Here is a 19,842-nt window from a genome sequence, read left to right as displayed (position 1 = left end):
GCGGGATTGCCCTGCGCCCCGGTCCTGGGCAACCGGGCCCCGGGAGTCAGCGCTCGTCGGCGCGGCCCTACTGGCGCCGGCGCGGCCCTACTGGCGCCGGCGCGGCCCTACTGGCGCCGGCGCGGCCCTACTGGCGCCGGCGCGGCCCTGCCGGCGCCGGGGCAGCCCCGCGTTGCGGCGCGGGCCGGGGCGGAATAACCCGGAACCCATGCGCTACTATCTCGGCCTCGCCACCACCTTCCACGATCCCGCCCTCGCCCTGGTCGGGCCGGACGGCGACGTGCTGTTCGCCGAAGGGGCCGAGCGCTTCCTGCAGTACAAGCGCGCCCCGAACTGCGAGCCCGACCCCGCGGGCCGGATGATCGGCCTGCTCGAACGCTACGTGCCGCGCGGCTCCGAGATCGTGGTGGCGTCGAGCTGGGGCGAGCAGTTCTCGGACTTCCTGCGCGGGCAGCAGGCGAGCGGCGCCTTCGACCTGATGGCTTTGGCCGCCCATCCGACCGCGCTCAACCGCTCCTTCGTGCCCGAGCGGGCCGAGCGCATCTTCATCGCCGACCTCGCGCTCGCGCAGGCGCGGGCGGGCTACGGCACGCTTCTCGCCCTCAACCAGGAGACCCGCGGCACGGGCGCCGCGCCGCGGGCCGAGATCGTGGCGCAGGCGCGCTATCCCCACCACCTGGCGCATGCCGCCTACGCCCTCTGGGGCAGCCCCTTCCGCGACGCCACGGCGCTCGTCGTCGACGGCATGGGCGAGACCGGGGCGGCGGCGATCTACACCCTGGAGGACGGGCGCATCCGCGAGGTGCGGCGCCAGCGCGGGCGCGGCTCGGTCGGCTTCCTGTACGGCCTCGTCACCGATCTCGCCGGCTTCGATCAGGTGAAGGGCGAGGAGTGGAAGATCATGGGGCTCGCCCCCTACGGCCGGCCGGACCCCGACCTGATGGCGCAGCTGCGCCGCCTCTACGCGGTCGAGAACGGGCGCCTCAAGTTCGCCGACGACGCCACCGTCCAGGCTGTCGCGGCCGAGATCCGGGAGCGCCGCCCGGCCGATGTCGGGGAGGGCGGCTGGGCCGACCTCGCCCGCTCAGGCCAGGAGATCTTCTGCGAGCTGATGGATGTGCTGGTGGCCGAAGCCCACGCGCTCGCGCCGCACGACAACCTCGTCATCGCGGGCGGCTGCGGGCTGAACTCCTCCTACAACGGCCGGGTGCTCGGGCGCTCGCCCTTCCGCAACCTCCACGTCCCCTCGGCGCCGGGCGACGACGGCAACGCGGTGGGCGCCGCCTGGCTGGCCTACGCCGCCGACCATCCGGACTGGACCGGACCGGCGCAGGTGTCGCGCCCGCTCACGCCCTATCTCGGCTCGCGCGTCTCGACCGAGCCGATGGAGCGCCTGGCCGAGCAGGAGCCCCGCGCCCGCCGCCTCGATCCGGCGGGCGTCACCCGCGAGGCGGCCCGCGTGCTGGCCGCGGGCGGACTCGTCGGCTGGGTGCAGGGCCGGGCGGAGTTCGGCCCCCGGGCGCTCGGCAACCGCTCGATCCTGGCCGATCCGCGGCCGGCCGACGCCAAGGACGCGCTCAACGCCAAGGTGAAGTACCGCGAGGCTTTCCGGCCCTTCGCGCCCTCGATCCTGGCCGAGGCGGGGCCGGACTGGTTCGAGGATTACGCCGACAGCCCCTACATGGAGCGCACGCTGGTCTGGCGCGAGGCGGTGCGCGACCGGGTGCCGGCGGTGGTCCACGCCGACGGCACGGGCCGGCTCCAGAGCGTGACGCCGGAGCGCAACCCGGCCTATGCCGGCCTGATCGCGGCATTCGCCGAGATCACCGGCGTGCCGATCCTGCTCAACACCAGCTTCAACGTGATGGGCAAGCCGATCCTCCACACCGCGGAGGACGCCATCCTGATGTTCTACACCACGGGCCTCGACGCGCTGGTGGTCGAGGACTGGATCGTGGTGAAGTAGCGGAGCCCTCCCCCGCGATAGGGGGAGGGAGATCGCGCGCTACTCGCAGACCTCGACGCGCTTGTAGGTGAAGTCTTCCTCGTTCAGCCACACCTTGCGGCGCTCGTAGTGGCAGACGGGGCCGCGGGGGCGGCGGACGACGACCTCCTCGGGCTCCTCGACCACGACCCGGCGCGGGCGGTACTCCTCGACCGGAGGCGGGGGCGGAGGCTGGTTGACGGCGCCGCTCAGCAGGGCGCCGGCGGCGACGCCGCCGACCACGCCGGCCGCGAGCCCGCCGATGAGGGCGCCGTTGCGGCCGTCGCGGGCCTGGCCCGGCGCGGCTGCGGCGATGAGGAGGGCCCCGACGAGCGCGGCGCGCGCCCCGTGACGGATCGGCCCGGAGGACAGGATGGTGCGCACGCTGACATGATCTCCCGCTGGTGCGGGACGAGTTCAGCGCCCGGATGCTTAAGAATCCGCCAACAGGCGGGGCACAATCGTGTTGTGCTCGCGTGTTGTGCGTAGGACCGTCCGCGCGGCGCGGTCAGGCCTGTCCCGACGCGGGAGGGAGGCGGGGCCGCGAGGGCCGGCCTTCCTCATCCCAGCAAGCCCGGCAGCGCGAGCGCGGTGGTGGTCAGCCCGATCGCGGCGAGCAGCGCCAGGACGATGGTGCGGAAACGCCGCTGGTCGATCCGGGCGAAGAGCGAGAGGCCGGCCAACACGCTTACCAGCACCACCGGCAGCGCGAGCGCGAGGTCGCCGACGAGGTCGGGCGGGACCGGGTCGAGCCAGAGCAGGATCGCGAGCGCCCAGACTTGCATCACCAGGGTGAAGCTCTGGTAGACCGCCCGCTGGGTGCGCGGCTCCCAGCCCCGCACGAGGCTCCAGGCGGTGGGCAGGGCGCCGGACAACCCGGCGATGCCGCCGAGCACGCCGCCGAGGAAGCCGACCGCCCCGTCGCTCCATGGGTTGCCGAACGCCACCCGGTAATCGGCGCGCAGCAGGGCGACGGTGCCGCTGTAGAGGATCAGGAAGGCGCCGATCGCCACCTTGATCAGTTGCGGGTCGAGGTCGTGCAGCAGGTGGATGCCGATCGGCGCGCCGACCAGCCCCGGCAGGATCATCGCGAAGGCGGTGTTCCGCGGTGGCCAAGCCCGCAGGCGCAGGATCGAGATCACCTGCGAGACGGTGCTGCAGACCAGCACCAGAGCGGTCGCCTCGACGGGCGAGCGGATCGACAGCAGGGTGCCCGAGGCGATCAGCGCGAAGGCAAAACCGGTCAGCCCGGAGATCAGGCCGGCGCAGCCGATGCACAGGACGAGGAGCAGCGTCTCGTTCACCGGAGAGGGTCTCTCCGGCCGCTCGTTTGCCAACCCATCGCGCGCCTCTCCTCGTGCCGCACCGTGCAGCTCACCGTCTTTTGAATATAACTTATATAAGACTTGCGTAGTGGCAAGGCAGAAGGCCGACGCACCGTAGTCGCTGGGCGTATCGTCTGGCAACGTGGAGCCCATCATGCCCCCAGCGGCGGTCCCGCGTCGCCGTCGCAAGAGCCGTTGACCCCGAACGCCCCGCCTCCCCTGCGGGGAGCGGAGCACGGAGCGGCGACCAGTTCCTCGACCGGATGCGCACCGCCCCGCAGATCAGGCATTGACGCCACTCAACATATACGTCTTATATAAGACCAGTCGCCGTCAAGAAGCCGACGACAGCCAGCAGGAGGACCGCATGAGCAGCCACGCCGCAGCCGGCGAGGGGCGCCGCAAGCCGCATCTTCTCGCCCACTCCCCCGACGACAACGTCGCCGTCGCGGTGATCGAGGGCCTCTCGGCCGATACCGACGCCTTCGGCGTAATCACCGAGAACGACAGCACCTTCGAGGTGCATGTGCGCCACGACATCCCGATCGGCCACAAGGTCGCGCTCACCGACCTGAAGGCCGGCGACACGGCGATCAAGTACGGCCAGGACATCGGCAAGGTCATCAAGGACGTCGCCAAGGGCGAGCACGTCCACGTCCACAACGTCAAGACGAAGCGCTGGTGAGGTGATCATGTTCAAGGAAGCCGCTCAGCTCGAACACGAGATCGCCACCCCCTTCGTGGGCGGGGCCCCCGACCAGTTCGCCACGAAGGCGCTCCAATCCAAGCGCGCCTCGGAGGATTACCGCGCCGCCACGTTCATGGGCTGGCGCCGCGAGAACGGCCGCGTCGGCGTGCGCAACCACGTCGTCCTGCTGCCGCTCGACGACCTCTCCAACGCCGCCTGCGAGGCGGTGGCCAACAACGTGAAGGGCACGATGGCGCTGCCCCACGCCTACGGCCGGCTCCAGTTCGGCGAGGATCTGGAGCTGCACTTCCGCACCCTCATCGGCATCGGCTCGAACCCGAACGTCGCCGCCGTGGTGGTGATCGGCATCGAGGACCAGTGGACGAACCGGGTCGTCGAGGGCATCGCCCGGACCGGCAAGCCCGTGATCGGCTTCGGCATCGAGGGCCACGGCGACATCGCCACGGTCGCCAAGGCCAGCTACCAGGCCAAGCGCTTCGTGCAGTGGGCGACCGAGCTTGCCCGCGAGGAATGCCCGATCTCGGACCTCTGGGTCTCGACGAAGTGCGGCGAGTCCGACACCACCACGGGTCTGGCCTCCTGCCCGACGGTCGGCAACATGTACGACAAGCTGATCCCGCACGGCATCTACGGCGTGTTCGGCGAGACCTCGGAGATCACCGGCGCGGAGCACCTCTGCCGGGAGCGGGCGGCGAGCCCGGAAATCTCCGACAAGTGGTACGCCATGTGGAAGTCCTACCAGGACGACGTGATCGAGGCCCACAAGACCGACGATCTTTCGGACTCGCAGCCGACCAAGGGCAACATCGCGGGCGGCCTGACCACGATCGAGGAGAAGGCGCTCGGCAACCTCGAGAAGATCGGCCACGAGTGCCGCTACATCGACGCGCTGCAGCCGGCGGAGGCGCCCGCCAAGGGTCCCGGCCTCTACTTCATGGACACCTCCTCGGCGGCGGCCGAGTGCGTGACCCTGATGGCGGCGGCGGGCTACGTGGTGCACACCTTCCCCACCGGCCAGGGCAACGTGATCGGCAATCCGATCGTCCCGGTGATCAAGATCACCGGCAACCCCCGCACGGTGCGCACCATGGGCGAGCACATCGACGTCGATGTCTCGGGCGTGCTCACCCGTGAGATGACGATCCCGCAGGCCGGCGACGCGCTGATCGACATGGTGGTGCGCACCGCCAACGGCCGGCTCACCGCGGCCGAGTCCCTCGGCCACCGCGAGTTCGTGATGACGAAGCTCTACCGCAGCGCCTGAGACAGCTGCCCAGGGGGGCCGCGGAAAGATACAGGGTCCGCGGCCCCCGCCCCGACGCCATGGGGCACGACACGCGAGAGGAAGCGCGACCGCGGGGATACATCGCGGCGGTTTTCGTCCCGTCACAAGGAGGAACGCATGCGGTTGTTGCGGTCGATCTACGGCCAGGTCCTGCTTGGCATCGCGCTCGGCATCGCCGTCGGGGTCGTCGCCCCCGAATTCGCGGTCGGCTGCAAGATCCTCGGCGACATGTTCATCAACCTGATCAAGATGATCGTCGCCCCCGTCATCTTCTGCACCGTCGTGGTCGGCATCGCGCATGTCGGCGACATGAAGGCCGTTGGGCGGATGGGCCTGAAGACCATCGTGTATTTCGAACTCGCCACCACGGTGGCGCTCGCGGCGGGCCTCATCTTCGTCAACGTCCTGCGTCCCGGTGACGGGGTGAACGCCACGGTCGAGAGCCTCGACGCGAAGCTCGTGGCGGGCATTGCCGGCAAGGCGCACGCCCAGTCGCCGATGGAGATCGTCGCCAACATCATCCCGCACAGCGCGGTCGATGCCTTCGCCAAGGGCGACCTGATCCAGGTGATGTTCTTCTCCGTCCTCGTCGGGATGGGACTGGCCATGCTCGGCCGCAAGGGCGAGTTCCCGCTGCGCGTGGTCCACGCCTTCGGCGACGTGCTGATGAAGGTGGTGGGCATCATCATGCACTTCGCCCCCGTCGGCGCCTTCGGCGCGATGGCCTTCACCATCGGCAAGTTCGGCCTCGGCATCCTGGCCCAGTACGGGATGCTGATCGTCTCGCTCTACCTGACCTTCATCGTCTTTATCGTGTTCTTCCTCGGCGGGGTGATGCGATTCTACGTGGGCCTCAGTCTGTGGAAGCTGTTCCGCTACAGCCGCGAAGAGATGTTCATCCTGCTCGGCACCACCAGTTCGGAATCGGTGCTGCCGCGGATCATGGCCAAGCTCAACGGGCTCGGCGTGGACAAGAGCGTGACGGGCCTCGTGATGCCGGCCGGCCTCTCCTTCAACATGGACGGCTCGTGCATCTACCTGACCATGGCGGTCGGCTTCATCGCCCAGGCGCTCAACATCCCGCTGACCTGGGAGCAGGAACTCGGCATCCTGGCGATCGCGCTCGTCACCTCGAAGGGCGTGGCGGGGGTCGCGGGCGCCATCCTGTTCGTGCTGGCCGCGACCCTTCAGGCCTCGCAGCTCCTGCCGGTGGCCGGCATCGCGCTGATCATCGGCGTGGACCGCATCCTGAACGAGCTGCGCTGCGTGACGAACGCGGTCGGCAACATGGTGGCGACCCTCGTGATCGCCCGCTGGGAGGGCAAGATCGACCTCGCCCACGCCCGCGCGGTGCTCGACGGCCGCATCACCCCGAACCTCGACACCCTGGACGACGAGAGCGACGCCGACCTGCCCGCGCAAGAGCCGGCCACGCTCCGGGGTCCCCTGCCGGCCGCCGTGCCGGCGACCTGAGGAAGAGAGTCTCATGCCCGAAGGATCCACCCCCAAGGTCGTCATCAGCGAGTTCATGGACGAGGCGGCGATCGCCGCCGAACTCCAGGGCTTCGACACCCTCTACGATCCCGGCCTCGTCGACCGCCCCGACGCGCTGGCCGCCGCGCTGAAAGGGGCCGACGCGCTCATCGTGCGCAATCGGACGCAGGTGCGCGGCGCTCTGCTGGAGGGCGCCCCCGACCTCAAGGTGGTGGGCCGCCTCGGGGTCGGCCTCGACAACATCGACGTCGCGGCCTGCCGCGCGCGCAACATCGCGGTCTACCCTGCGACCGGCGCCAATGACGGGTCGGTGGCCGAGTACGTGATCGGCACCGCGATGCTGCTCCTGCGCGGCGCCTACGGGGCCACCGCGGCGGTCGCGGCCGGTACGTGGCCGCGCAACGCCCTGATGGGCCGCGAGATCGCCGGCAAGCGCCTCGGCCTCGTCGGATTCGGCGCCATCGCCCGCGAGACGGCCCGCCGCGCCGCAGCCCTCGACATGACGGTCTCCGCGCACGACCCCTTCGTCGCCCCCGACGACCCGGCGTGGAACCCGGCTTACGGCCCGGTCGCGCTAAGCAGCCTCGACGCGCTGATCGCCGAGAGCGACGTGCTCTCGCTGCACGTGCCGCTCACCGACGGCACCCGCGGCCTGATCGGCGCGGAGGCGATCGCCCGGATGCCGAAGGGCGCCGTGCTGATCAACGCGGCCCGCGGCGGCGTGGTGGACGAGGCGGCGGTCGCCGCCGCGCTCCGCGCCGGTCATCTCGGCGGCGCGGCCCTCGACGTGTTCGAGCGCGAGCCGCTCGACGCCGGGGCCGGCGCGGTCTTCGCCGACGTGCCGAACCTCGTCCTCACCCCGCACATCGCGGGCGTGACAAGCGAATCGAATGTGCGCGTCTCGGCCGTCACCGCGCGGGCCGTGCGCCGCCACCTCACGGAGCGCTAGAGCGATGGCGACCCTCACCCTCACGGAAGCCGAGGCGCTGGCGGCGGAGGCGCTGATCCGCTGCGGCACGGCAGAGCCCGCCGCCCGCAGCGTCGCCCGCGCGCTCGTCGGCGCGGAAGCCGACGGGCTCAAGGGCCACGGCCTCTCGCGCGTCGCGCCCTACGCGGCGCAGGTGCGCGCCGGCAAGGTGGTGGGCGACGCGGTCCCGCGCGCCGAGCAGCCGCGGCCGGGGCTGCTTGCCATCGATGCGGCCCACGGCTTCGCCTACCCGGCGATCGACCTCGCCCTCGAGGCGCTGCCGGGGATGGCCCGCCAGCAGGGGATCGCGGCGGCCGGCATCCGGCGCTCGCACCATTGCGGCGCGGCCGGCCGCCCGGTCGAGGCGCTGGCCGAGGGGGCTTGCGTCGCCCTTCTCTTCGCCAACACGCCAGCCGCCATGGCGCCCTGGGGCGGGCGGCGGGCCGTGTTCGGCACCAACCCGCTCGCCTTCGCCTGCCCGCTACCAGGCCGCGCGCCGATCGTGGTCGATCTCGCCCTCTCGAAGGTGGCCCGCGCCAACATCGTCGGCGCAGCCAAGCGCGGCGAGTCCATTCCGGAGGGCTGGGCCCTCGATGCGGAGGGACGCGCCACCACCGACGCCAAGGCCGCGCTCGCCGGCACGATGGTGCCGCTCGGCGACGCCAAGGGCACGGCGCTCGCCCTGATGGTGGAGTTGCTCGCCGCCGGCCTCGTCGGGGCACGCTTCGCGGACGAGGCCTCCTCGTTCCTCGACGCCGAGGGCGATCCGCCCGGCACCGGCCAGCTGATCATCGCCATCGACGCCGCCGCGCTGAGCCCCGACGCACCGGAGCGGTTCGCCGCGCTCGCCGGGGCGATCGCGGGCCAGGACGGCGCGCGTCTGCCGGGCACCCGTCGGCTCGCCCTGCGGCAGCGCGCGGCGGAGGCCGGCCTCGACCTGCCCGACGCGCTGCTGGCGGAGATCCGGGCCCTGTGAGTGGATCGCCTGTGCGGCGCGGCAAACCTGTGATTGCCCCGGCCGGTGGGCCGACGTAAGCGAGAGGAGGGAGAGGTGCTGGACACATCCTTCGACGCTCTGCCCGCGGGTGGGGCACAGCGTCGTCACGAGATGGAACGGTCAGGCGGAGGTCAGGCGGGTTCGGGGCGCGGTGCCGCAGGCGGCGCGGTCGGCTTCCGGCCGCTGTACCGGCAGGTCTACGACACGCTCCTGAAGCGCCTCGCCGACGCGGTCTGGCAGCCCGGCCAGATCCTGCCGAGCGAGGGGCAGCTCGCCGCCGAGCTCGGGGTCAGCCAGGGCACGGTGCGCAAGGCGCTCGACGCGCTCACCGCCGACAGCCTGCTGGTGCGCCGCCAGGGCCGCGGCACCTTCGTGGCCGATCACGACGACAAGCAGAGCGTCTTCCGCTTCTTCAAGCTGCGGCCGGACGGCGAGGGCACCGGCATGCCCACCAGCCGGGTCACGGCGATCGCGGAGGCCGCCGCCAGCGCCGACGAGCGCGGCCGCCTCGACCTCGCGCGCGCCGCTCGCGTCGTGCGGATCGAGCGCGTCCGCCTCATCGATGCCAGGCTCTGCCTGATCGAGACGATCAGCGTGCCGGCCGCCCTCTTCCCCGGCATCGCCGAACTGGCGCTGCCCAACACCCTCTACAGCCTCTACGCGACGCGCTTCGGCATCACGATCGCGACCGCCAACGAGCGCCTGAAGGCGGTGGCCCTCGGGCCCCGCGAGGCGGGGTTGCTGGAGGTGGCGGAGGGCACGCCGGCCCTGGAGATCGACCGCGTCGCGATCGATCTGGAGGACCGCCCGGTCGAGTGGCGTCTCTCCACCTGCCTGACCCAGGACATCCACTACCTCTCGGTCCTGCGCTGACCGGCGCTTGCGCCGGCAAGAAGCCGGCGGCGGGACGCATCATGGCGGATACCCGGGACCCTCTGTCGCGAGAGGCTCCGGAGCACGAAAGACTCGCTGCAACAGCCTGCACGGGGAGCGCGCGATGACGGATCGCGGACGACGGGACGTTCTGAGGATGGGTGCGCTCGGCGCCCTCGCGCTGGCGGGCGGCGCCCCGCGCGCCCGGGCGGAATCGGTCGCGCTGCCCTTCGGCAACGGCGAGCGCCCGCTGGTGGCCTATCCGGGCAAGCGCCCGCTCCTGCAGATGACGGCGCGCCCGCCCCAGCTCGAGACGCCGTTCTCGGTCTTCGACGCGGGCGCCATCACGCCGAACGACGCCTTCTTCGTGCGCTACCACCTCGCCGACATCCCGACCGAGATCGACCCGGAGACCTACCGGCTGACGATCCAGGGCCATGTCGAGCGCCCGCTGACCCTCTCGCTCGCCGAGCTGAAGGCGATGCCCGGCACGGAGGTCGTCGCGGTCAACCAGTGCTCGGGCAACTCGCGCGGCTTCTTCGAGCCGCGGGTGGCCGGCGGGCAGCTCGCCAACGGCGCCATGGGCTGCGCCCGCTGGACCGGCGTGCCTTTGAAGGCCGTGCTCGACAGGGCCGGCCTCCGGCCCGGGGCGGTCGAGGTCGCCTTCGAGGGGCTCGACGGGCCGGTCGTCCCCGAGACGCCGGACTTCGCCAAGTCGCTCGGCGTCGATCACGCCCGCGACGGCACGGTCATGCTCGCCTTCGCGATGAACGGCGAGGACCTGCCCTGGCTCAACGGCTATCCCCTGCGCCTCGTCGTGCCGGGCTATTACGGGACCTACTGGGTCAAGCACCTCGACAGTGTCCGGGTGCTCGACAAGCCGTTCGACAATTTCTGGATGAAGACGGCCTACCGGATCCCGGACAATCCTTGCGCCTGCACCGAGCCGGGCCAGGCGCCGAAGGCCACCGTGCCGATCAACCGCTTCACCATCCGCTCCTTCCTCACGAACCTCCAGGACGGTGCCGCGGTGAAGGCCGGGCGCACCCCGTTGCGCGGCATCGCCTTCGACGGCGGCTCAGGCATTCGCTCCGTTTCCGTCTCGGCCGACGACGGAAGGAGTTGGACAGAGGCGCGGCTCGGGCAGGATCTCGGCCCCTACGCCTTCCGGCCCTGGACCCTGGACCTCGATCTCGCCCCCGGCGCGCACGCGATCCGGGTGCGGGCGACGGGCAATGACGGGGCGAGCCAGCCGATGGAGCCGCTCTGGAACCCGGCCGGCTACCTGCGCAACGTGGTCGAGACCACGCGGGTGCGCGCCTCGTGAGGGAGAGAACCATGCCCCGGCGCTTGTCCCGGTCGCGTGCCTGTCTGGCCGCGCTGGTCGCCCTGTCGGCGGGCGCCGCCCTGGCGGCCCCGCGCAGCTACGCGGTTCCGGAGCCGACCGCCGAGTTGCGCCCGCCCGCGGACGGCGCACACGCGGCGGGTTTCGCGGCCGCGCAAGCAAATTGCATGACCTGCCACTCGGTCGACTACATCGCGATGCAGCCGCCGGGCAAAGGCCGTGCCTTCTGGGAGGCGGAGGTGACGAAGATGATCAAGGTCTATCGCGCCCCCATCGACGAGGCGGACGGCCGGGCCATCGCCGCCTACCTGAGCGCGCAGTATTGACACCGTCGATCGCCCCACGATGCTGCGCTGTGCCAGCCGGCGCTCAGGAGCCGGCCCCGGCGTCACGAGCCCAGCTGGCCGGCGGCGACCTGAACCGAGGCGTGCGCGGCGGGCGGGGACGCCGCATGCGCGTCGAGATGAACGCGGCCCACGACGAGGAGGAGCGCGACGCTCCAGAACAGCGCGACGGCGAGGTTGCGCGCCCGGGAGCCGTCCGGCACCGCCACGCGGAGGCAGGCGCCGTCGATGCGCTCGCCGAACGGATCGAAGGCGGGATGCCGCGGACGGATATCGGTGGGCATGGGCCGATTATCGCGCCCGGCTTCGGAGCAGACAATGGTTGTGCAACTTCGATTTTTGAAGTCGTAGGAGAAATTTGTTCTGCCATCAGCTCAGCATGGAGAGCCTCCTTCCCTTGCCCCGTGAGGATGAGATCATGAGCGCCAAGGCACCCGCGAAGGAGGTCGCGAAGGCGGGCCCGTCCGGTACGGCCGTCGGCGCGGTGCCCTCGCTCCTGCCGGGCCTCCTGGTATGCCTCGCGATCACCGCGGCGGCGGTCGCCGTGCAGGCGGTGGAGGAGCACCTCACCGGCCATCCCTATGTCGAGGCGCTGGTCATCGCGATCCTCGCGGGCATCGCGCTGCGCACCGTCTGGGTGCCGGGCGAGCGCTACCGGGCCGGCATCGCCTTCTCGGCCAAGCAGGTGCTGGAGGTCGCGGTCACGCTGCTCGGCGCCTCGATCAGCCTCGGGGCGATCGTGGCCTCCGGCCCGGCGCTGCTGGCCGGCATCGCCGGCACGGTGATCCTGGCTATCACGGCGAGCTACGGCATCTGCCGGGCGCTCGGCCTGCCCGCCCGCATGGCAATCCTGGTGGCGTCCGGCAACGCGATCTGCGGCAACTCGGCGATCGCGGCGGTCGCCCCGGTGATCGGCGCCGACAGCAAGGACGTGGCCGCCGCCATCGCCTTCACGGCGGTGCTCGGCGTGCTGATGGTGCTGGGCCTGCCGCTCTTCGTGCCGCTGGCGGGCCTTAGCGAGCACCAGTACGGCGTGCTGGCCGGGCTCACCGTCTACGCGGTGCCGCAGGTTCTCGCCGCCACCGTGCCGATCAGCCTGCTCGCCACGCAGGTGGGCACGCTGGTCAAGCTCGTGCGCGTGCTGATGCTCGGCCCGGTCGTGGTCGTCTTCGCGCTCATCGCCCCGCATCTTCCGCCGGAAGGGGCTTCGGTCCGGGGCAGCCCGCAGCGGCTCGGCTTCTTCAAGCTGGTGCCCTGGTTCATCCTCGGCTTCCTGGCGCTCGCGAGCCTGCGCTCGCTCGGGCTGGTGCCGGAATCCCTGGTGCCGTCGGTGACGCGGCTCGCAGGCCTGCTGACCGTGGTCTCGATGGCCGCCCTCGGCCTCGGCGTCGACGTGCGGGTACTCGCCCGGGTGGGGGCGCGGGTGACGCTCGCGGTCACCGGATCGCTCCTCGTGCTCCTGGCCGTCAGCCTCGTGCTGATCCGGGGCTTCGGCCTCGGCTGAGCCCGACACGCTGACGAAGCGCCCGGGTCCGTCAGCCGCCGACGCCCTCGCGGGGGACGACGAGGTCGACCCGGACATTGTCGGTCTTCAGCGCGGTGGCGAGTGCGTCGAGCTGCGCCGTCGGGACCAGAGCCTCGACGGTCTGGGCCGACAGCGACAGGCTGTCGGGCACGAGCTCGGCGCCGTGCTGGGCCAGCGTCCCGTCGAGGTTCTGCTGCCAGGCCTCCATCTCCGCCCGCCAGGCGTTCCTGTCGCTCGAAGCGGGCGATCCGCGATACTGCGCGGTGACCGTGACCGCTTCGGCGCCGTCGGCCGTCTGGTGGACGAGCCCGAGGCGGCGCAACTTCTCCAACGCGTTCTGATCCGGCATGGCCAACTCCCACGGCAGCGAGGGCACGGTGCGGACGGGCGGAACCCGGCTCACCGCAGCGTGCGACCACAACACCACGGAGCAAGCTGCCGGTTCCACCGAGCGGCAGCCTGCCCTAGGACGTCAGCGCCTCGACGCCCAAAGCCCCCAGATCGACGCGCCCCTTGCCGACGACGTTCTCGGGGAGAGAGATTGGCGCAACCGCCGCGTCGAGCAAGGCCTTCCTCATGGCGGCGGGGGTGACTGCGAGACCCTTTTGCCGCCGCTCCTGCAGGATCAGCGCGAGTGAACCCGCGACGATCGGTGTCGCCATCGAGGTTCCGCTGATGCGGCCGAAGAGATCGACCCGGGCGGGGTCCGCCACGAGCTCTCCGTTCGCGAGGCGCGGGGCCGGCACCGTCGACATGATGTTGACGCCCGGCGCGCAGAGATCCGGCTTCGACAGGCCGAACGACGCGGGGCCCCGGCTCGAGAAATCGGCCGGCAGGAAGGTTCGCTTGGTGATCGCGCCCACGGTGATGGCGCCCCGGGATTGCCCGGGGCATCCCAGCTCGGTGTCGAAGGAGGCGCCGTGGCCGAAGCGCCGCAACGCGTCCGCGCGCTGATGCTCGTTGCCGGCCGCGACGCAGACGATCGCCCCGAACCGCACCGCGTTCTCGACGGCCGTGCAGAGCGGGCACCGCCCGTCGGTGCAGCTCCATCCGTGCCCCCCGTCGGACCATGTCGGCAGGTGATTGAAGCCGAGGCTCATCGACAGGATGTCGGCGTTCAGGTCCAGAGCCGCATCGACGCCCCGCGCGATGTTGGTGTGGGTTCCGCTGCCGTCGCTCTTGAGGACCTTCACGTTGAGAAGGGCGACGTCGGGCGCGATGCCCGGGAATATGGTGTCGCGCGAGGCGATGGAGCCGGCGCAATGCGTGCCGTGCCGGCCGGGGATGGCCACGTCCTCGCCGCAGGTCGAGATCGACCTCTCCACCGCGAGGCAGGGGTGCCGCTCGTCGACGCCGGAATCGAGCACCGCGACTCGTACCCCCTGGCCGGTGAGCGCACCGAACCGGTTCCGGAACGCGTCGAGCCGCAGGTCCACGACGGCGTCGTCCATGCAGGTCGGATAGACGACCGGGTCGAGTTCGATCCGGTCGATGTCGTCGAGGTCGGCGAGGCCGCCGACCCGTTCGGTGGCGACCGTCGTCGCGAGCGCGTTGGCGAGGAAGAGGGGCTCTGCCCGCCCGCCCGCCAGCACAGCGTTCCTGGGTTCGAGCTCCGCGCCGACCCGGTGCTTGAACTCCTCCCAGGTCTCGCCGCGGGCTGGCTTGGCCGGCTTGAACTGCAAGACGAGCGGCAGGTGGTCGCCCGTGTCCGAGCCGCCGATATGGGACGCGATCAGACGCATCTCCCGGCCGCGCAGATCGTCCCCGGCCTTCTCGACCTTGTCGATCACGCTCCGCAGCAGCGGTCCGATCTTCGCCATGGCGGCCCCTCCCCTCGTTCGGGTCCCCTCAGACCTCGGCCCGGATGCCCGCGAACGCCGCGAGCGCGGCGATCGACGGCGCGAAGAAGTAGCCGCCGCCGGTCGGCGTGATCCAATCCGCCAGGGTCGCGACCCGGACCGGGGCGGCGGTGGCGGATGCCCGGAAGGCGGCGGTGCGGCCCGACCGCGATGTCGGCGCCTGCCCGACGAGCACGTCGTGGCCGCCATCCGCTTCCGGCTTGATGTCGGAGTTCATCCAGTCCTGGGCGAGCTTCTCGAACTGCTCCCGGATGCTGCGCTGGTAGCTCAGGAAGAGCAGGCCGCGGTCGACGCCGTCCTCCCCGGTCGCATCGTCGGCGATCGGAGGTCCGTAGGGGATGCCCCGCCGGAGCAGGCGGAGCTTCTGGGTCTGGGAGGGCGGCCCGAGATTGGTGCCGAGATCGCGCGGGTTCACCTTCCGGATATGCGCGTGGAGCGGGCAGACGAGGCCCGCGGGATCGGACGGCGCGGGCGGGATCGGCTCGCCCGCCGTCGTCGTCACGGCCGGCATCGGTTCGCGGAACCCGAAATGGTTGAACGCGCCGAGGGAGCCCGGCGGCTCGCCCGGATCGGCGTCGGGGTACAGGAGGATCGGAGCGCCCGAGGGCCAGCGCCCGACCAGGCGGGAGCGCAGCCACGCGTCCGTGACGTCGGCGAAGGCCGCCGCCTTTCGCAGATCCGCCGCGAGGGCCTGCGTGGCCTGGCGGAAGGTCCCGACATGCTGCCGCAGCCTGCGGAAGACGAGGTACGATCCGCCATCCATGAACGGATCGACCGCCGGCTCCGCCGCGGGCCGCCTGAAATCGTGGGCGTCCTGCCCCGGATAGCCGAAGATGAACTCTCCGGGCCAGAGCAGGACTTCGCCGGGCGCGGAGAATTCGGGCCCATCGGACGCCCCGTCCGGCGGAAGCCGCCGCGGCGTCAGGAGGTCGTCGGAATCCGCGCTCAGCCGGCCGCGCAGGCCCGGCTGCGAGATGCCGTCCCGGAAGCCGAAATGCTCGATGTCGTTCTCGAGCCGCTCGCCGGCATCCGTGTGGAGGATCGCGGCGCCCGCCGCGCGGCAATCGGCCTCGACCGCCGCGACGAACCCCGCGAGCGCCTCGGGATCGTCCGAGCCGAGGATCAGCAGCAGGGCGATCGGCGCCGACGGTGCGCCGACGACCCATCCGTCCCGGTGGCCCGGCGTGCCCGGGGCGGAGGGGTCGCCGAGCAGGCTCGAACGCTTCGCGAGGCCGAGGGCGAAGGAGCGGTCCAGCCGCGCCGGTCCGTCGAAGCCCGCCCCGGCCAGGGGCTCCGCCCCGATCGCGACGTTGAGCCACTGGAGCGGGGCCCCGTCCGCGAGCCGGAAGCTCTCCTTGCCGAAGACGCGGAGTTCCTTGGCCTTCTCGATCCGCCTGCCGTGATAGGCGGCCGCCTCCGAGGCCGCGGTGACCCGCGGCAGCAGGCGCCGCACGATCTCCTGTGCCTGCCGCGTGTCGGCGCCGACGGCGACGATCCGCTGGAAGGGCAGCCTGAACCCGGGCGCGATGTTGGCCTGGATCCCGGCTCCCGGAAGGATCGGATCGGACACGGCCTCAGATCCTTCCGACCGTCCGCGGCAGGGCGTCGGCCGACACGACGTCGGCGACCGAGGCGGTCAGGGACGGCAGCACCGACCCTTCCGCCTGCACCTCCATCGTCAGCGGAACCTCCGGGCAGGGCTTGTCGATCTCGACGATCGAGACCAGCCGCGGGCTCGCGGGGACGCGGCAGCACTTGTAATCGCAGCCCTGTCGGGGCGCGTCCCCCGCGCTCGCCACGCCGACGCCGTGGATGACGATCGTTATGAGCTCCGCGAGCTGTCCGCCGTACCGCAGTGGCTCGCCGCCGACGAGGACGTCCGCGAGCTCGAAATCGGCGCCCTCGGGCGGCGAGAACTCGGCGCGCAGGATCAGCCGGTCGTCCTGGCGGCCGCGCAGGACCTTCCAGCAATCGGCCGCCGTGGCGCCGCCCGGAACCTCGATCGGCGCCAAGTCCAGCTCGCCGATATAGAGCCCGACCGGGTCGGCGATCGTGACCTTCAGGCCGTTGCGCACCAGTTCGTTGACCTTGCCGCCGATCGTGGGGTCGCTCGACCGATTGGGGCTGCCGTAGGCCGCGCAGCAGATCAGGCGGGCGTCGTCGGTCAGGACCTGCCCCGTCCCGTCCGTCCGCAGCACCGTCGCGTCGGCCGCGAGATAGATCTCCGCCTGCAGCGAGTTGGCCGGATGGGTCAGGTGGACCAGACCGTCGGTGGTGTTCCACTTGTTGAGGGGATTGTAGCGGCCCCGCAGGTTGACCGGTCCCTGTTCGCCGCTGACGAAGATGTCCGTCTGGAAGAACAGGTCCTCTGGCTGGACCTGCTCGCCGACGAGCTGCCGGTAGAGCTTCAGCAGCTTGTCCCGGTCCTGCTCGGCGAGCGTCGTCCAGTATTCCGGATTCTCGCAGGTGAACACGATGCTCTTGAGGCGGCCCGTGCCGGGATCGCGGATGCACCGCCACTCGCAATACTCGTCCTGATCGCGGAAGGGCAGGTTGGCGTTGCGGAACTTGCCGTCCCCGGCGGGCTCGTAGTAGCCGGCCCTGCGATCGTTCATGTCGCGGCTGACGACGGTCTCCGCCGTCCGCCAGCGGGTCTCGACGTCGTCCGGCCAGCGCAGCGTGAACTTCCTCGGGAAGGCGTTCCACGGGATGAGGGCCGTCGGCGAACCGGCCGGCGCCGGATCGTCGACCACGTTGAAGAAGCGATGTCCCTCCGGCAGCCGTCCGGCCGCGTCCTGGAACCAGCTGTGAAGCGCCTCGGCCCAGGCGGCACGGCCCGCCTCGTCGAGGTCGTCGACGAAGGCGGGCGTCGAGAATTTCGTCGTCATGGCGTCACCCTCTCAACAACGGGAAGCTGGTGGAACAGGTCGGGCCACGGGCCACGGGTGCGCGCAGCGCGTCCGGCACAGTGCCGCCCTCGCGGCTGCGCGCGCCGATGCGGGACGAACGGAGGGACACGAGGACAGATCGAGGAACGCGCCGGACCGGGTTCATCCGAGTGCGCGTATTCCCGAACGCGAGAACGGCAATCCCGCTGCCGTCCGGCACCACTCTTCCCACGTCCTGGAACAATTATCGATCCATTATTCGATTCTGGTCCGATTCGCAATGATCGTTCAAGGGTCCATGACGCGTTGCGGTGAAAAAAATCAGTAAGCGACGATCATGGCGTACAACATTACTTATAACCTTCACGGGCTTCTCTGCTGTGTCGGGCGTGCATGAAGATGCGGTGCGTTTCCCGCCTTGCACGACGTTCTGCTCTGATCGAGGATCAAGTATTAGTCCTTCGGTACTAGAGCAGGAATTGCGTATAGGTTTGCCGATCCGCCCGCCGATCTGTTCAGTGCTTGTGACGACGCTGCCGCGTCGGATTCCGCATCGGCCAGGGCGTCGCGGGCCCGGCCTCAGGCGTCCGCGGCCGGCAGGCGGACCGCCTGAGCGGCTGATCGGAAGCGGCGCCGGGACGCCTTGCCGCCGGAGGGGGATCTGGGACTTGCAGGTCCCGACCGCGCCTCCGGACGGTGCGCGTAGATGCGCCCGCGATCCGGTCAGGACTCCGTCGGACGGGAGGTCGGCGAGCCGGCACGGGACAAGGCCCGCTTGACCGTCGAGCGCGCGGCGTCGATGGCCACGGTGGCGGCGCCCAGCGTGCGCGGCTCGGTCGGCCGGTTCAGGGCGTGGCGGGCGATGCTGCCCGCGAGGTCGTCCACCTCGCCCGCCAGCGCGTCCAGGCGTGCGCGGTCGGTCTCGCGGCGCGCCTCCGTCCGGAGTTCCAGCAGGCGCGCCGTCGCCACCTCGATCCGTTCGCGGCGGATGCGCCCAAGACGCCGCCGCAGCCAAGCGAGCGTGGAGCCGACGCCGCCGGCCAGGATGGCCACGAGGTAGATCCAACTCTCGTAGCGCTCGATGAAGGTCTCCTGCTCGCGCTCGTAGTAGTCGATCGCGCCCGGGTGAATGGGCAGGCGGGCGCTGGTGGCGTCGGCCGTGTCCTCGTAGTCCGGATGGCTCACCTCCTCGGCGGCCGGCACGGTCTCGGCGAGCGCCGCGCGCATCTCGAACAGGTGCTGCGTCACCTCCGAGGCGACGCTGCGCGACAGGTCGGCGCGCGCCATCAGACGATAGGACGAGCCTACCGTCGCCACGTCCTCGGCCGGCAGCCGTGGGCTGCCGCCGAACAGCGTGGCCGGCACCGTCACCGGTTGCAGGCGGGGCCAGCGCGCCAGCACCGCCGCGGCGTCGGGCGCACCGAACAGCGCGACGTCATCCGCACTTGCCTCGCGCACGAGGCCCACCACCCGGCGCGCGGCCGGCGAGGTGGGGGTCGTCACCAGCGCCATCGCGTCGATGCGCCCGTCCCGGAGCGCGGCCGGGATGTCGGCTTCCTCGACGGGGGCCAAAGCCACGGCCTTCGTCGGCACGGTGCCGACCGCCGCTTCTGTCGGGAGGTCCAGCCCGTGCTGGGCGACGAGGTTGCCGACCAGGGTCCGGTCGGCGGTCCGGCTCGCCAGCATGCCCAGTCGCTTGCCCGCGAGGTCCGGGATGCTCCTGATGCCGGAGGCGCCGGGCGCGACGACGAGGACGGCCAGTTCCCGCAAAACCGCGAGGGTGAGGCCGTTGCCCGGCATCGCCACGTCCGGCCGGACCACCGCGAGATCGGCCCTGCCGGCTTTCAGCGCCTCCGCGCTCTCGCGCACCCCGCCAAACGGGACCACCTTGAGCCGGATGCCGAGCTTCCGCCGGGCGAGCTCGTCGGCGTAGGCCCGCAGCAGCGCCGGCTCGGTGCCGCCGCTCGGGGCGACCGCGAGGGTCAGGGTCGTGGGCCGCGTCAGGTGGTAGGCCGCGGCGGCCCCGAGCAGGAGCAGGGCCGCCAATCCGAGGGCGAGCCACGCCTCGCGGCCGCCTGGAAACCCCAGCTTGCCCACGCGCCCACCCCCTCGCTGCCGGTGCTCCCGGCCGTGCGGCCCAGGTGGGTACCGGGAGGCCGGTTTGCGAGGGCGCGCCGATGATCGAGCCGGATCGCAATCCTAACGGGACACTTATGGAATCGGCCCCGCTTCCCGCTCGAACCCTAA

The 19,842-nt window shown here is 71.4% G+C and carries 18 protein-coding genes; 10 read left to right on the top strand and 8 right to left on the bottom strand.

Features of this window, described 5'->3' with window-relative positions; translation table 11 throughout:
- Positions 1 to 208: 208 nt before the first annotated feature.
- The gene (locus DK427_RS02160; protein ID WP_109949823.1) at positions 209 to 1,966 is read left to right on the top strand and encodes a carbamoyltransferase family protein; all 1,758 of its coding nucleotides are present in this window, start codon (positions 209 to 211) and stop codon (positions 1,964 to 1,966) included.
- Between the two features lie 39 nt (positions 1,967 to 2,005).
- Here the strand turns inward: DK427_RS02160 and DK427_RS02155 are convergent, their stop codons facing one another.
- Together DK427_RS02155 and DK427_RS02150 are read right to left on the bottom strand one after the other, a co-directional pair.
- Positions 2,006 to 2,368: a hypothetical protein gene (locus DK427_RS02155; RefSeq protein WP_109949822.1), complete on the bottom strand. Its 363-nt coding sequence runs from the start codon at positions 2,366 to 2,368 to the stop codon at positions 2,006 to 2,008.
- Positions 2,369 to 2,544: 176 nt separating this feature from the next.
- The gene (locus DK427_RS02150) at positions 2,545 to 3,288 is read right to left on the bottom strand and encodes a sulfite exporter TauE/SafE family protein (RefSeq protein WP_109949821.1); all 744 of its coding nucleotides are present in this window, start codon (positions 3,286 to 3,288) and stop codon (positions 2,545 to 2,547) included.
- 388 nt (positions 3,289 to 3,676) lie between these two features.
- Between DK427_RS02150 and DK427_RS02145 the strand changes: the two genes are divergently transcribed.
- From DK427_RS02145 to sorB, 8 genes are all read left to right on the top strand, one after another.
- Positions 3,677 to 3,994 (top strand): UxaA family hydrolase, encoded by a 318-nt coding sequence (locus DK427_RS02145; RefSeq protein WP_109949820.1) that lies wholly within the window; start codon positions 3,677 to 3,679, stop codon positions 3,992 to 3,994.
- A 7-nt stretch (positions 3,995 to 4,001) separates the two neighbouring features.
- Entirely contained in the window at positions 4,002 to 5,282 is a 1,281-nt protein-coding gene (locus DK427_RS02140; protein WP_109953946.1) for a UxaA family hydrolase, read from the top strand.
- Between the two features lie 138 nt (positions 5,283 to 5,420).
- Positions 5,421 to 6,776 (top strand): cation:dicarboxylate symporter family transporter, encoded by a 1,356-nt coding sequence (locus tag DK427_RS02135; protein ID WP_109949819.1) that lies wholly within the window; start codon positions 5,421 to 5,423, stop codon positions 6,774 to 6,776.
- Between the two features lie 13 nt (positions 6,777 to 6,789).
- Entirely contained in the window at positions 6,790 to 7,746 is a 957-nt protein-coding gene (locus tag DK427_RS02130; protein ID WP_109949818.1) for an NAD(P)-dependent oxidoreductase, read from the top strand.
- Between the two features lie 4 nt (positions 7,747 to 7,750).
- A complete protein-coding gene (locus DK427_RS02125; protein ID WP_109949817.1) occupies positions 7,751 to 8,740 on the top strand; it encodes an Ldh family oxidoreductase in 990 nt (329 codons plus the stop codon).
- A gap of 75 nt (positions 8,741 to 8,815) precedes the next feature.
- On the top strand, positions 8,816 to 9,634 hold the full coding sequence (locus DK427_RS02120) for a GntR family transcriptional regulator (RefSeq protein WP_109949816.1): 819 nt from the start codon (positions 8,816 to 8,818) through the stop codon (positions 9,632 to 9,634).
- A gap of 124 nt (positions 9,635 to 9,758) precedes the next feature.
- Positions 9,759 to 10,961, top strand: coding sequence for a SorA family sulfite dehydrogenase catalytic subunit (gene sorA / locus DK427_RS02115; protein WP_109949815.1), 1,203 nt, complete (start codon positions 9,759 to 9,761; stop codon positions 10,959 to 10,961).
- Between the two features lie 11 nt (positions 10,962 to 10,972).
- Complete coding sequence (gene sorB, locus DK427_RS02110) at positions 10,973 to 11,305, top strand: SorB family sulfite dehydrogenase c-type cytochrome subunit (protein WP_109949814.1); 333 nt, start codon at positions 10,973 to 10,975, stop codon at positions 11,303 to 11,305.
- A gap of 62 nt (positions 11,306 to 11,367) precedes the next feature.
- On the opposite strand, the gene DK427_RS02105 is transcribed toward sorB, so the two are convergent.
- Complete coding sequence (locus tag DK427_RS02105; protein WP_109949813.1) at positions 11,368 to 11,607, bottom strand: hypothetical protein; 240 nt, start codon at positions 11,605 to 11,607, stop codon at positions 11,368 to 11,370.
- A gap of 134 nt (positions 11,608 to 11,741) precedes the next feature.
- On the opposite strand from DK427_RS02105, the gene DK427_RS02100 reads away from it, so the two are divergent.
- Positions 11,742 to 12,827 carry a YeiH family protein gene (locus tag DK427_RS02100; protein ID WP_109953945.1) on the top strand — a complete coding sequence of 362 codons (1,086 nt, stop codon included), beginning with the start codon at positions 11,742 to 11,744 and terminating at the stop codon, positions 12,825 to 12,827.
- Positions 12,828 to 12,858: 31 nt separating this feature from the next.
- Here DK427_RS02100 and DK427_RS02095 read toward each other — a convergent pair whose 3' ends face one another.
- The 5 genes from DK427_RS02095 to DK427_RS02075 form a co-directional block, all read right to left on the bottom strand.
- Positions 12,859 to 13,197, bottom strand: coding sequence for a hypothetical protein (locus tag DK427_RS02095; RefSeq protein WP_109949812.1), 339 nt, complete (start codon positions 13,195 to 13,197; stop codon positions 12,859 to 12,861).
- 115 nt (positions 13,198 to 13,312) lie between these two features.
- Positions 13,313 to 14,668 (bottom strand): S8 family serine peptidase, encoded by a 1,356-nt coding sequence (locus DK427_RS02090; RefSeq protein ID WP_109949811.1) that lies wholly within the window; start codon positions 14,666 to 14,668, stop codon positions 13,313 to 13,315.
- Between the two features lie 28 nt (positions 14,669 to 14,696).
- Entirely contained in the window at positions 14,697 to 16,277 is a 1,581-nt protein-coding gene (locus DK427_RS02085; protein ID WP_109949810.1) for a Dyp-type peroxidase, read from the bottom strand.
- Positions 16,278 to 16,281: 4 nt separating this feature from the next.
- Complete coding sequence (locus DK427_RS02080; protein WP_109949809.1) at positions 16,282 to 17,595, bottom strand: hypothetical protein; 1,314 nt, start codon at positions 17,593 to 17,595, stop codon at positions 16,282 to 16,284.
- A gap of 723 nt (positions 17,596 to 18,318) precedes the next feature.
- Positions 18,319 to 19,692 (bottom strand): TAXI family TRAP transporter solute-binding subunit, encoded by a 1,374-nt coding sequence (locus DK427_RS02075; protein WP_109949808.1) that lies wholly within the window; start codon positions 19,690 to 19,692, stop codon positions 18,319 to 18,321.
- Positions 19,693 to 19,842 lie beyond the last annotated feature (150 nt).

Source organism: Methylobacterium radiodurans, from assembly GCF_003173735.1.
Classification (GTDB): domain Bacteria; phylum Pseudomonadota; class Alphaproteobacteria; order Rhizobiales; family Beijerinckiaceae; genus Methylobacterium; species Methylobacterium radiodurans.
The sequence above is the reverse complement of the archived record's forward strand: the minus strand, read 5'-3'. Positions and strand labels throughout refer to the sequence as shown.

Coding starts and splice junctions, on each gene's coding strand:
- DK427_RS02130 (WP_109949818.1), top strand. CDS start 6,790: ATGCCCGAAGGATCCACCCCCAAGGTCGTCATCAGCGAGTTCATGGAC.
- DK427_RS02105 (WP_109949813.1), bottom strand. CDS start 11,607: ATGCCCACCGATATCCGTCCGCGGCATCCCGCCTTCGATCCGTTCGGC.
- DK427_RS02125 (WP_109949817.1), top strand. CDS start 7,751: ATGGCGACCCTCACCCTCACGGAAGCCGAGGCGCTGGCGGCGGAGGCG.
- DK427_RS02145 (WP_109949820.1), top strand. CDS start 3,677: ATGAGCAGCCACGCCGCAGCCGGCGAGGGGCGCCGCAAGCCGCATCTT.
- sorA (WP_109949815.1), top strand. CDS start 9,759: ATGACGGATCGCGGACGACGGGACGTTCTGAGGATGGGTGCGCTCGGC.
- DK427_RS02090 (WP_109949811.1), bottom strand. CDS start 14,668: ATGGCGAAGATCGGACCGCTGCTGCGGAGCGTGATCGACAAGGTCGAG.
- sorB (WP_109949814.1), top strand. CDS start 10,973: ATGCCCCGGCGCTTGTCCCGGTCGCGTGCCTGTCTGGCCGCGCTGGTC.
- DK427_RS02135 (WP_109949819.1), top strand. CDS start 5,421: ATGCGGTTGTTGCGGTCGATCTACGGCCAGGTCCTGCTTGGCATCGCG.
- DK427_RS02100 (WP_109953945.1), top strand. CDS start 11,742: ATGAGCGCCAAGGCACCCGCGAAGGAGGTCGCGAAGGCGGGCCCGTCC.
- DK427_RS02160 (WP_109949823.1), top strand. CDS start 209: ATGCGCTACTATCTCGGCCTCGCCACCACCTTCCACGATCCCGCCCTC.
- DK427_RS02140 (WP_109953946.1), top strand. CDS start 4,002: ATGTTCAAGGAAGCCGCTCAGCTCGAACACGAGATCGCCACCCCCTTC.
- DK427_RS02095 (WP_109949812.1), bottom strand. CDS start 13,197: ATGCCGGATCAGAACGCGTTGGAGAAGTTGCGCCGCCTCGGGCTCGTC.
- DK427_RS02080 (WP_109949809.1), bottom strand. CDS start 17,595: ATGACGACGAAATTCTCGACGCCCGCCTTCGTCGACGACCTCGACGAG.